The sequence below is a fragment of the Jannaschia aquimarina genome, from assembly GCF_000877395.1.
Taxonomy (GTDB): domain Bacteria; phylum Pseudomonadota; class Alphaproteobacteria; order Rhodobacterales; family Rhodobacteraceae; genus Jannaschia; species Jannaschia aquimarina.
The window spans coordinates 13,710-25,982 of sequence record NZ_JYFE01000036.1; the positions used below are offsets into that span (position 1 = coordinate 13,710).

The 12,273-nt window shown below is 63.6% G+C and carries 11 protein-coding genes; 5 read left to right on the plus strand and 6 right to left on the minus strand.

What is annotated here, in order from left to right:
• Positions 1 to 25 precede the first annotated feature (25 nt).
• A complete protein-coding gene (locus jaqu_RS09395) occupies positions 26 to 940 on the plus strand; it encodes a glycosyltransferase family 2 protein (protein ID WP_043918720.1) in 915 nt (304 codons plus the stop codon).
• 199 nt (positions 941 to 1,139) lie between these two features.
• A complete protein-coding gene (locus tag jaqu_RS09400) occupies positions 1,140 to 1,805 on the plus strand; it encodes a calcium-binding protein (protein ID WP_043918721.1) in 666 nt (221 codons plus the stop codon).
• A gap of 76 nt (positions 1,806 to 1,881) precedes the next feature.
• Here jaqu_RS09400 and jaqu_RS09405 read toward each other — a convergent pair whose 3' ends face one another.
• Both jaqu_RS09405 and jaqu_RS09410 read right to left on the minus strand, forming a co-directional pair.
• Positions 1,882 to 2,961: a glycosyltransferase family 4 protein gene (locus jaqu_RS09405; protein ID WP_043918722.1), complete on the minus strand. Its 1,080-nt coding sequence runs from the start codon at positions 2,959 to 2,961 to the stop codon at positions 1,882 to 1,884.
• A complete protein-coding gene (locus jaqu_RS09410) occupies positions 2,958 to 3,728 on the minus strand; it encodes a hypothetical protein (RefSeq protein ID WP_141134364.1) in 771 nt (256 codons plus the stop codon). Before jaqu_RS09410 ends, jaqu_RS09405 begins: the two co-directional genes overlap by 4 nt.
• Before the next feature lie 236 nt (positions 3,729 to 3,964).
• On the opposite strand from jaqu_RS09410, the gene jaqu_RS09415 reads away from it, so the two are divergent.
• A complete protein-coding gene (locus tag jaqu_RS09415; RefSeq protein WP_043918724.1) occupies positions 3,965 to 5,401 on the plus strand; it encodes a hypothetical protein in 1,437 nt (478 codons plus the stop codon).
• A 127-nt stretch (positions 5,402 to 5,528) separates the two neighbouring features.
• On the plus strand, positions 5,529 to 7,025 hold the full coding sequence (locus jaqu_RS09420; RefSeq protein ID WP_043918725.1) for an oligosaccharide flippase family protein: 1,497 nt from the start codon (positions 5,529 to 5,531) through the stop codon (positions 7,023 to 7,025).
• A gap of 5 nt (positions 7,026 to 7,030) precedes the next feature.
• Here the strand turns inward: jaqu_RS09420 and jaqu_RS09425 are convergent, their stop codons facing one another.
• The 3 genes from jaqu_RS09425 to jaqu_RS09435 form a co-directional block, all read right to left on the minus strand.
• Positions 7,031 to 8,476, minus strand: a complete 1,446-nt coding sequence (locus jaqu_RS09425; protein ID WP_043918726.1) for a mannose-1-phosphate guanylyltransferase/mannose-6-phosphate isomerase — start codon at positions 8,474 to 8,476, stop codon at positions 7,031 to 7,033.
• Between the two features lie 117 nt (positions 8,477 to 8,593).
• Positions 8,594 to 9,286, minus strand: a complete 693-nt coding sequence (locus tag jaqu_RS09430; protein WP_052500886.1) for a sugar transferase — start codon at positions 9,284 to 9,286, stop codon at positions 8,594 to 8,596.
• 275 nt (positions 9,287 to 9,561) lie between these two features.
• The gene (locus jaqu_RS09435) at positions 9,562 to 10,485 is read right to left on the minus strand and encodes a sulfotransferase family protein (protein WP_052500887.1); all 924 of its coding nucleotides are present in this window, start codon (positions 10,483 to 10,485) and stop codon (positions 9,562 to 9,564) included.
• Between the two features lie 212 nt (positions 10,486 to 10,697).
• On the opposite strand from jaqu_RS09435, the gene jaqu_RS09440 reads away from it, so the two are divergent.
• Entirely contained in the window at positions 10,698 to 11,477 is a 780-nt protein-coding gene (locus jaqu_RS09440) for a sulfotransferase family protein (protein ID WP_052500888.1), read from the plus strand.
• 9 nt (positions 11,478 to 11,486) lie between these two features.
• On the opposite strand, the gene jaqu_RS09445 is transcribed toward jaqu_RS09440, so the two are convergent.
• Positions 11,487 to 12,209, minus strand: coding sequence for a metallophosphoesterase (locus tag jaqu_RS09445; RefSeq protein WP_052500889.1), 723 nt, complete (start codon positions 12,207 to 12,209; stop codon positions 11,487 to 11,489).
• Between the last annotated feature and the right edge of the window lie 64 nt (positions 12,210 to 12,273).

Sequence of the window (12,273 nt, forward strand, 5' to 3'; positions counted from 1 at the left end):
GGACGATCCGTCGGGACGGGACCGAATGACACAGCGCACCTTCGCGAAATCTCGCCTGGCCGTCGCGATCTGTTCTGTCGGCCGTCCGGATTGTGTGCGGGATCTGATCGAGCCGCTCGTCCGGCAGACACGGCAGGCGGATCTGATCGTCTTTGCCGTGACGCGGCCGGAAGATATTGGCTTCGACCCATCCGAACTCTTTCCGGACGAGACGGAGGTTTCCGTCGTCCTGTCCGAGAAAGGCCTGCCCCGTCAGCGGAACGCCGCTTTGGACAAGATCGGAGACAGGGCAGACATCGTGGTTTTCTATGACGACGACTTCGTGCCCACGAAGACGTCACTCGCCGGTGTCGAAGCGTTCTTCGACGCGTTTGCCGATGTGAATGGGGCGACCGGCGATCTCATCGCGGACGGGATACACGGCGCGGGTTACTCACACGGGGACGCGATGGACCTCGTGACGGCGTACGAACGGGATCACTCGGAGCAAGCCCCGACGATCATTCGCGAGGGTCTCGCCGGCCTCTATGGCTGCAACATGGTGTACCGCCTCACGGCGGTCGGGACGGAACGGTTCGACGAGACCCTTCCGCTCTATGGGTGGCAGGAGGATATCGACTTTGCGGCCCGGATCCCGGGGCGACGGGTCAAGACCGATGCGTTTGCCGGAGTGCACCGGGGCGCGAAGTCGGGGCGAGAGACCGCGGGCCGGCGGCTTGGATACAGCCAGATGGCAAATCCCTGGTATCTCTGGCGCAAGGGAACCATGACGAGGCGGTTCGCCCTGCGGCTCATGTCACGCAACCTGGTCGCGAATCATATCAAGATGTTACGTCCGGAGCCTTGGATCGATCGCCGTGCCCGCGCCAGGGGAAACTGGAAGGCATTGGCCGAAATCGCCACTGGAAGGGCCGATCCGCGCCGTATCCTCGATATGTAGGTGCGAAAACGCGAACAATAGGATTGACGGCTCCGTAAATGACTGTGTTTCCGAAACAATCTGGAACGAATCACTGCGGATTATCGTGTCAAGTGCTGGAATCCGGCAAGAAATTTCTTACCCTTCGGTCGGTAAATTTGGTAGGAACATGGCAGCAGTTAGACTGACTGCGTGTTTTTAGTTCCGAAAGGGGGAAGTCATGAGTGCAATTATCGGTACGGACGGTCCGGACGATCTCGTAGCAGGTCTTGGTGGTGACACGGTCGACGGCGGTGCCGGCGACGATACCATCCACGGTTCCAGTGAAAGCGATCTTCTGATCGGCGGCGATGGAAACGACTCTGTGGCCGGCGGTCACGGTTCCGACAAGATCGAAGGCGGCGCCGGTGACGACACGCTGGACGGCGATGCCGGCCAGGACCGGATTCGTGGGGGCGAGGGCAATGACCTCTTGCTCGGCGCGACCGGCAGCGAGCGTCCGAACGAGGACGGCGAAGAAACGCTTCCGTCCGCAGACCGCCTGCAGGGCGGTGACGGCGAGGATACGCTGATCGGCGGGAACGGCGACGACATCCTGTTCGGCGATTCGACGGCCGGCGGTCGTACGAAGTACAGCGACACCTACGTCTTCGACAACGACGACGGCAACGACGAGGTCGTCCGCTTCGACGATGGCACCAGCGAAGATGGTGTCCAGGACGTGCTCGTCTTCGTCGGCGCGGCCGAGGCGGATGTGATGGTGGCGCAGGTCGGCAAGCACACGATCCTGACCTATGGCGACACGACCGTGAAGCTGCGCGGCCAGGATGCCGACGAGATCACGTTCCTCGGCTTCAACGCCGATGGCGACGCCACATTTGGCTGAATGAACGGCTGCCTCCTGTGCGGGGGCGATTGGAATGATGAACGGGCCGTCCTTCGGGGCGGCCCGTTTCTTTCGTTCAGAGCAATGGTTGAAGGCACGACCAGACGCGCGCGCCTGCCGAGGCCCACGTCAATTGCTCCGCCCTCGCCTTGCCCTTTGAGATCAGGTCGGCGGACAGGTCCGGTTGATCGCAAATCGCCTGCAATGCCGCTCTCCACGCCCGGGTGTCGGCGGGATCGACGAGGATCGCACCGTCGGTGCAGACCTCCGGCATCGCACCCGCATCCGCGGCGACCACGGGCGTGTCGCAATGCATGGCTTCGACCGGCGGCAATCCGAATCCTTCGGTCAGGGACGGAAACGCAAAGAGGCTCGCACCGGCGTAGAGGCTGCGGAGTTCCGCGTCGGATACGAAGCCCGTGAAGACCGTCCCCGCCGGAGGTGTCCACCCCCGCGCTTCGTAGGCAGTCGCCGGCGGCCCTCCGGCGACCACAAGAGGCAATTCTTCCGCCAGAGGTTCCCGCATCGCGTCGAAGACCCTGCGGATATTCTTGTAACCCTTTGCCGAGCCGAGGGTCATCACGTAGCGGCCCCGGGTCAGCCCATGCCGTGCGAGGATGGACGGATCGGGCGCGACATCGAGGATGTGGTCCGTGCCGTTGTGGACAACGTCGATCTTCGCTTCGGGCGCGATGCCATATTTCGCGAGCATCTTCCTCGAAAAGTCCGAGACGGTAAGCACCCGGACCGCCCGGCGTCCGATCCACGGCAGCAGCATGCGGTAGGCCACCGCCTGCCGCCCCGTGTAGTCTTCGGGGTAGAGATACGTCTGGACGTCATGGATCATGACGACCGATCGCGGGTGCAAAAGCGGCGCGAGATTGCAGAAGTTGACCAGCAGTCCGTCGCGCGCTGCGCGGGGCAGGGTCAGCATTTCCCATCCCTGCCCGGGGCCCAGCCGACCCTGCACCACGCGCGGCACGAGGCGCGGAAAAGCCGGGTCGGGCGAAAAGGGCCGGGGGGCGAGAAGCTCGATTTCGGTCTGCCCGCCGCCCTGTCGCAGAAGCGCATCGGAAAAATGGGCGGCTGTCCGATGCACGCCGTTCAGGCCGGCGCCAAGAAACTTGCCGTTGACGTAGATCTTGCTGGCCGTCATTCGCTGGCGCTTTTCCGGTCGATGCCCGCGAGCGACTCTTCAAACATCTTTTGGTCGGAGGCGTAATAGGACGCGATGAAGTCCTCGACATCGGATCCCAGATCGACCTGCGCATAGCCACCCGCCGCGTCCGCGAACGCGCCGCTGCGCGCCCAGATCGGATGAAGGGCCCGCTTGATGGCATGGGGCATCAGGTACCTCCCCGCGAAGCGCGCGATCGGCTGTATCGGACGAGCCCATGGCTTCGGTTGGCGTCGGGCATGGTCGTGCGTGATTTCGATATGCAATCCGGCCTCATCCAGCCAATCGGCGACGGCATCCATCCGGTCGGTCGGAAAGATCGCGTTCACGATCCGACGTCCGTCCATGTCTATGAAATGGCTCTGCGGGATGAAGTGGACGTATTCCAGCGCGACCGGGCGAGCCTGCGTCGCAAGCCATTCGCAGACGCGCGCCGCCTCTTCCCGAACCACCGGATCGTCGGAGCGGATCGGGCCCGTGTCACGAAACTCCCGCAGGCGCTGCATCACCGCGGACAGGAAACGGGGGCGGACAGCTCGAACGAGCGCAAAGCTCTGCGCGTCCCTCAAGATCCGCCAAGATGCCGGGAACCGTTCCTTAAGAAGCCACAGCGGCAGATGGGCAGGATGGATCATGCCGAGTTTCGGAACGTCCATGCCCTTCTCGACCGCCACCTCCGCTTCGGCCTCGGAGATGCCGAGATCCTTGGCAAGCGGCGCGTAGGAGATCGCCGTCGCCCTAGCCATCGCGTTCCGCACGCTCTGGCCTGCGTTTTTTGGGATATGAATGAAGACAATGTCCGCTTCGGGGGCATATCGCATCGGAGAAAACCACCTTCTTGAACGAAACGCTTGGCACACCGAGAAATCCAGGCGAACCCGCAGACACCTCCCTGCTCCCCTGCTATAGACGATCCAATGCCGTAAGGTACAACCGCCTGAGTTCCGAGCGGCCTTTCCCCGCGCACCTGAACCGACACATCATGCAGATCCTCGTCAGCACACCGATCGTGTTCGCCTTCCTCATCCTGCTGGCGATCCGTGGTCCCTATGCGGGCCTCACCGCGCTGGCGGCGATCCTGCCCTTCGGAATGATGGCCGCCATCAACATGCCTGCGATCGGCAACACGTCGATTCTGGGGATCGACCTCGCCGTGCTCACGATGTTCGTCCTTATGTTGCTGCGTCAGGGCATCTGGACGGATATCGGAACGGTCTTCTCTCCGGGTCGGATCGCTGTCCCGCTCCTGCTGCTGCTCGTCTGGGCGATCTTCGTCAGCGCCTTCATGCCGCGCGTGTTTCAGGGTCAGACCGAGGTCTTCAGCCTGAGCCGCGCTGCGAACGTGGACGGGATCATCTCCATTCCTCTCAGGCCGACCACGGGAAATCTGTCGCAACTCTATCGGTACATGCTGTGCCTCTGCATATTCCTCGTGGTCGCGCTCGTGATTTACCGGGATCCCCGTGCGGGTCGCCTTCTGACTGCGATGAAAGTGGCGACGGGTGTCCATGTCGCCTTGGGTCTGGCGGATATTCTGAGCGCAGGCGCCGGGCTGTCCGCCCTCCTGTCTCCGATCCGAACAGCGAACTACGCGCTCACGCTCGGTCAGGAGATGGCCGGCCTCCGGCGGATGATCGGCGGGTTTCCGGAGGCGTCGAGCTACGGAGCCTTTGCGCTTGGCCTCTTCGGTTTCTGGCTGAGCCATTGGTTCACCGGCAGCGCGACGGGACGGCGCGGATCGGGGATCTGGCTTGCCCTTGCGACGTTCGCTCTGATCCGGTGCACGTCGTCCTCGGCCTATGTCGGGGCAGCCGGGTTCGTCTTTGTGTTCGCTTTGACCCAGATCTTCTCGGGGCAATCGCCGGGCCTCACGCGCGGGTCAAGCCGCATCCTGATCTCGGCCATGGCGACGCTGCCGCTCGTGATTGTCGGAAGCTACGCGGTCTATTCCCTCGTCCCGGCCGTCGAGTCCTTCATCGACCGGTCCCTGCTGGACAAGCTGGACAGCAATTCGGGCGTCGAACGGATGAGCTGGAACCGGCAGGCCTTCCAGAACTGGCTCGATACGAACCTGCTGGGCGCGGGTCTCGGATCGGTCCGAGCGTCCAATTGGGTGCCGGCGGTGCTGGCGACATTGGGGCTGCCCGGCATGGTCTTCATGCTGATCTTCTACGCGCGCCTTCTTGCGACCCGCCTTTCCGGGGCGGATTACGAGACGATCCGCGTCGCTTCCGCCCTCAAGATGGGATGCGTCGCTTTGATCATGCGCTCGCTCGTCGTGCAGGCGTCCCCGAATATGGGTTTTCTCTTTTTCTTCATGGCGGGCGGTGTCGCCGGCCTTGCGAGTGCCTATTGGTGGGCATCTCAGCAGGACGATCTGCCACCGAGGGAGAAGGCCGTTTCGATTGGCGCAGGCTGAGGACCCGGTTATGGATCGCGGAGCCGTTCGGCTGACCCGAGTTTAGAAGGCAGAGCTTTTTGATTGCATTTACGATTTTGGCGGGCAGCGGAAGCCGCGCCGCGTTGCTGTTCGGGACTGGCGGGGCGTGACGGATCTTCCTCCGGAAGGCGGCAAGACACTCGGTCGGCGGACGCTTGCCGGATCGATCTGGATGCTTTTCGCGCGGCTCGTCGTCCGGGGATCGGACTTCATCGTGCTGCTAGTCCTCGCCCGCCTCCTCCGGCCCGAGGATTTCGGCCTCGTCACCATCGCGATGGCAATCGTCACGATCCTCGACGTCGTGACCGACCTGCCGTTGACCACCCCCCTGGTTCGGCTCGACAAGGTCGAGGACCGGCATTTCAACACGGCCTTCACTCTCGGCTTGCTGAGAGGGACAGTCTTGTTCGCCATAGTGGCGCTGCTGGCCTACCCCGTTGCCGCCTTCTACGACGACCCGCGTCTTGCGCCGCTGTTACTGGTCCTCGGTATCGGCCCCGCGGTTCGCGCGATGATGAGCCCGAAGATGTCGGCCTTCTTCAAATCGCTGCTTTTCAGACAAGCCTTCATCATGGATGTGGGTGGCAAGTCGCTCGGTGTCGTCGCCGCCATCACCTTTGGCCTTCTGACGCAAAGCTACTGGGCGCTCGCCGTCTCTCCGCTGGTGACACGCGTATCGGCGGTGTCGTTGTCCTACTGGCTTGCCCCCTACCGACCCCGTTTGTCACTCTCGGAATTCCGCTACTTCTGGGCGTTTCTCGGGTGGATGTTTCCGGCGCAGTTCACAGTTGCGATCGGCTGGCAGTTCGATCGGCTCTTTCTCGGAACATTCATCCCCACCGCAACTCTCGGGCTCTACGGCGTCGCGGCCAATCTGACGGGCATCGTCGAACAGTCGGTGCGGACGTCGGTCAACGCACCGCTCGTGTCGAGCTTCGTGATTGCGGGCAAGGACCGGGACAGGTTGCGAAGGGGGTATACCCTGGCGGATACGGCGATCCTGACGATGGGGTTGCTGGCCTACCTGCTGACGGCGGTCTTTGCGGAGCCGTTCGTCGCCTTGGCCTTCAGCTCGGAGTGGCAGGCCGCCGCCCCGTTCCTGCAATTGCTCGCCATCGCGATGATGCCAGCGCTTGTCCGCATCCCGTTCCGCGCGCTTGCGATGGCGGCGGGACGGACCGATCTCGTCTTCTTTGTGGCCGCGCTTGCCCTTGCGATCAGGGTTCCGGCCATTGCCTTCGGTTTCGCGTTCGCAGGGATCGAAGGCGTCATCGCTGGGATCGGGTTCGGGAACCTCGCGAATGCCGTGATCGCCATGGTGTTCGTACGAACGTTGACGGGCATGTCGGCGGCGGCCCAGCTCCGCTCCATGCTGCGTCCGGTGGTCGCCACGTTGGTCGGCGCGGGCATTGGCTGGACGATCCTCCGGCTCATCGTCCCGTCTGAAGGCCTGGCCCTGTTCGGCGGCCTCCTGTTCGGCACGCTTGCCGTCTCCCTGGCCTACCTCGGCACCGTGTTCCTGCTCTGGCGGCTCGCAGGGTCGCCCGCCGGGATCGAGAAAAAGGCGATCGGGCTCGTCGCGGACCGTCTCCGGCGGCGTTGATCGCCTCAATCCGCCAGGTCGGCGTTCCGCGCGTAGCGGTCCTCGTAGCGGACGATATCGTCCTCGCCGAGATACGAACCGGTCTGGACCTCGATCAGTACCATCGGGACCTTGCCGGGGTTCTCCAGCCGATGCGTCGCGCCGAGCGGGACGTAGATGCTCTCGTTCTCGGTCATCAGTCGGACGTCGTCATCGACAGTCACCCGTGCTGTGCCTTCGACCACGATCCAGTGTTCCGACCGGTGGACATGGCTCTGCAGGCTGAGAGCAGCACCCGGATGCACGTGGATGCGCTTCACCTGGAAGCGGGAGCCCGAGATCAGGCATTCGAACCAGCCCCAGGGCCGATGGTCGATCGGGAAGGTCTCGGCCTGAGCGGTCTTGCTTTCCCTCAGCGTGGTGACGGCTTTCTTGACGTCCTGCGTACGGCTCTTGTGCGCGACGAGAACGGCATCGTTCATCGCGACCGCGACGATGTCCTTCAGCCCGATCCCCACGACTTCCACCTGGTCGCTCTCGGATCGGAGAAGCGTATCCTCGCAATCGATCGCCGTCGCTCGATGGTCGGCGACGACCCCGACGGGATCTGGGGAAGAGGCACGCCAGACGGCCTCCCAGTCACCGAGATCCGACCAGCCCGCGGTGAAGGGGACGACCCGTAGATCGGGGACCTTCTCCATGACCGCGTAGTCGATCGAGATATCGTCTGCTTCTTTCCATGGCTCGGGGGCGAGACGCAGGAAGCCGAGATCGCTCTGCGCTTCGTCCAGCGCCCGGGTGACCCAGGGCATGATGGTCGGGGCATGTCGTTCGAACGCCGCGACGATGTCGCGGACAGCAAAGAGGAAGATGCCAGCGTTCCAGAGATAGCGGCCCGAAGCCAGCATCTCGGCTGCGCGCTGGGCATCCGGCTTCTCGACGAAGCCGCCCAGGGGCTGGACACCCGCGCCGGCCGCCTCGCTCAGTTCCAGATAGCCATAGCCCGTCTCGGGCCGGTCCGGAGCGATCCCGAAAAGACAGAGCTTCTCTTCCTCCACGGCCGCGAGGCCCGTGGCTACGGCCCGATGATAGGCGTCTGTATCGGGGATCATGTGGTCGGACGGGGCGACCAGCATGATCGCATCCGGATCCTGTCGCTGTAGATGCAGGGCGGCGGCCAGGACGGCTGGGGCCGTATTTCGCCCCTCCGGCTCGATCAGGACGGCTGCGGGATCGACCCCGACATCCATCAGTTGCGATGTCACGATGAACCGGAAATCCGAATTCGTGACGATGACGGGATCTGCGAACCCGAACTCGGCGGGGCCGCCTGTCATCCGCTGCGCAGTCGACTGAAACAGCGTCTGCTCGCCGGTCACCTGTGCGAATTGCTTCGGATAGCTCTTTCTCGACAGCGGCCAGAGTCGCGTGCCGGAACCGCCGCAGAGGATGACGGGAACAATGGTCTTCATGGTCGCTCCGATGGCGGACCCGGGATCGGTCCTGTTGGCGATGGCGTGTGACGCGGCCTTGAACCGCGTCGGTCACGGCAGGTCAACGGGAAGGCGGATCCGGGGCCGCCTGCGCTGTCAGCGACCGGTCCGAGCGATCACTGCGCCCAGCGTTCCGAGGATGATCTGGATATCCAGCCGAAAGCTCATCTTCTGCTGGTACTCGACATCCATCATGACCCGTTCGTCGTAGGAGACATCGTTGCGGCCGGATACCTGCCAGAGGCCGGTCACACCCGGACGCTCGGCCATGTACTCGGCGGCATGGCATCCATAACGCGGCAACTCTGCGCGGACGATCGGGCGCGGTCCGACGAGGCTCATGTCACCGCGGATCACGTTCCAGAGCTGCGGCAGTTCATCGAGGCTCGACTTCCTCAGGAACGCGCCCAGCGGGGTGACACGCGGATCGACCGTCAGCTTCTGATCCCTGGCCCATTCGGCCGCGGCGTCGGGGTTCTTGGCAAGATGCTCGACAAGGGCAGCTGCCGCATCGACGCGCATGCTCCGCAACTTCCAGCACTTGAAGGGCTTGCCATCCCGGCCGATCCGCACGTGCCCGAAAAAGCCCGGACCGCCATCCCTGCGGACGGCCAGCCAGAGCACGAGGACGATAGGGGCGATCAACGGAAGCAGCATGAGTGCGAACACAAGGTCGAAAACACGCTTAAATGTTGAACGATACATGCCGCCAGTCCTCCGCGAGGGATCGGCCTGATCTACGTAAGCGCCCAAAGCATCAACTGATATTGCTCCGAGTTCCTTCGACATGTGTTCCCCCTTACCCAATCACGCTGTACGGCCCGTTCGTACGGGAACGGGCGAGAGCAAGACGGCAGGTCTCTGCCGTTGCCTACTCCCACCAGTTGTAAGGTCAAGGGTGCCGACACAAGTAGGCAATCCCTGACCTATCTGTTGACTTTATGTGCACGACAATTTGCCGGCGCACATGATTCGAGCGTAGTTCTACCACATTTCCCGCGTCTTACACTGTGCGGCAGGACACCGTTTCGAATCGCGAAATTCGCTGATTCGCCGGGCAACCTTTACTTCCATTGGTTAATTTCTCGCCCGATCAGCCGTTCGAACTCTTTCGTCCGGGGGGCGAGTTGGTCCGTAAGCCAAGCCCGTGCCTCGCTTTCGTCGATGTCGGATTTCGAGAATTCCGTCGTGGCCGTCTTCCGCAACTGGGCGACGATACTCGCGGGAAGCCGCTTCCTCATGCTCGCCCAGAGCGCGGAATCCCGGAATGCCTTCACGAACGGCAGACGCTGCCGGCGGGAGACCGGCGGAGAGCGATGAACATCGGCGAGTTGCTCTTCGCTGTAGGCAAATGGCTCCAGCCCCAGCCAGACCATCAGGTCGTCCAGAACCTCTCTGCGGTTCTCGCGCAGTTCCTCGGCGACCAGCACATAGATCTGGCTGCGATCGAAATGCTCCAGATATTCGGACATCTGCAGGGCATAGTCCGACGTGGTCCGGTAGAGCGGATTCTCCCGGATCGCCCGGTCCAGGGGGAGGGGCTCGGCGAACTCCTTGAATTGCTGCCAGTAATGTCCGATGGCGCGGGTCACGGGCTCCCTTACAGTGTAGACGATCCGAGCATCCGGGCAGGCCGCGGCGATGCGTGCCGGGACGCCCGATCGGACCGGCGCCTGCGAATAGAAGACCGATCCCTCTCCGCGATACGTCGCGGCCTCTCCGCCCCGCCAGAGATCCAGATAGGCCTGCCAGTCATGGCTGCAGGCCTGCCGCGCCATGATCGGCCAGGCCTTTTCGAGTTCTTCCTGGTCCACGAAGAAGCAAGGCTCCTTCTCCCGGCTCATGTGGATCTCCGGATGGTGCCGAAGGTAGGCGTGCAGCGCGCTGGAGCCGGATTTCGATGCGCCGATCACGAAGAGATTGGGCATCAGGGCCCGCGATGCCGGGTCGGCCGGGGGCGGTATCAGTCCCTGCGCATGATGGTTCATCTCGCATCACCCTCTGGTCGGCGTCTCGATCGGCGCAATGAGGACCCATTCCGGATCGCTCGCCCTCGACGTGGAAAGCTGCGGCCGCCTCTTTCGGCTTGCACATCCGGGGCCCCTTGGCAAATGCGCCCCCCGCCGCCCCCGGCGCGCCTTGACTTCCCGGCCCGGACGCGCCGGTGTTTCCGGGTCAATTCAGGGGACACGGGAACAGCATGACCGTACGTGACACCGCCAAGAGGGCCTTGGGCGCATCTGTCGCCACGGTCAGCCCCCAATGTCGCTACGACCGGCTGATCGTCGTGGTTGCGCATATGCGGTGCGGCTCGACCGCCCTCAGCAACGTTCTGTGTTCCCGCCCCGATATCTCCGGCTACGGAGAGGCGCATATCAGGTATGACGGGCAGGGCGCGCTTGGACGACTACTGGTAAATCAGGCGCTCCGCCGAAGCTGGTCTCCGAAGGCGCATTCGCTGTTCGACAAGATCCTGCACGACCGCCACGATCTCGATGCGACTCCCGGGTTCTACCGCGCGCGGGCCATCTTCGTGGTCCGACCGCCGGGGGCGACGATCCGGTCGATCCGCAAGCTCTTCTCCTCGCTGGACCGCGGAGAATACGAGGACGACGAGGCGGCGGCCCGCTACTATGCAGACCGCCTCGCAACCATGTCAGACCACTGGTTCCGGTTTCCTGTCGACCGGCGTGTCGGAATCCTCCATCCACACCTAATCAGCGACCCGGAGGCGACCCTCGCGCGGATCTCGTCTGCGCTTTCCTTCGATCCGCCGCTCGAGAACAGCTATGTCAGCCGGGCCGTATCGACGAAGGGCGGCGCCGGCGATCCGACGGCGAGTGCGAAACACACCCGGATCGAACGGCGGACAGGGCCGGAACCGGCCGACACGCTGGAAGGTCTCGCGATCTCCGAGGCCACCGCGCGTGACGTGACGGAGGCCTACAGGGCCTTTGCTTCTGTGATCGCCGCATCCTGAGTGGCGTTTCTAAAGCTCGACGGTCATGAACCTCACGTCGCCGTCCACTGATATGGCGGCCGAGGTCAACCGGCCTGTCTCGTATGCGCCGGTATCGACGGCGATGCGGCGGTCTTCGACGACCGGTTCGTCGACGGTGGTGTGGCCATGCGCAACCCATAGGTCGTCCTGACGCGGTTCGGCCAGAAATCTGGGATGCCCCCAGAGCATCGCCTCCGGACGCTGCCGTTCCATCGGCAAGGCCGGGTCGAGCGCGGCGTGGACGCAGACCAGGTTGCCCGAAGACCAATAGGTCGGCAGCCCTTCGAGCCACGTCACCGTGTCCGGCGAGAGGGCCTTTCGGAGCGACCGCGCCGCCCTGCGAAGGTCGTCCGAACTGTCATCAGCGCGGACCGGAACGATGCCGTAACTCAGAAGCGTCCGGATGCCGCCATGGCGGAGCCACCGGCGGGCATCCCCCTCCGGCACGCGGATGAAATCCAGCAGCATCCGCTCGTGGTTCCCCATCAAGGCGACCACATCCAGATGAGGATACCGTCTGCCCAAGCGCCTCACGAGGTTCAGAACCCCGCGGCTGTCGCCGCCCCTGTCCACGTAATCGCCGAGCAGGACGAGGGCGCCCTTGTCCCCTGATCTCGACCCGGCTGACAGGTCCGCCTCGATCCCAAGAAGAGCTTTTTCAAGAAGATCCAGCCGTCCGTGAACGTCGCCCACAACCCAGACCGGCCGCATCGGTCGCAGCGACCTGTCTTGAGGCGGAACCCCCAGAACTCGGGACAGGATACGCATAGGGTGT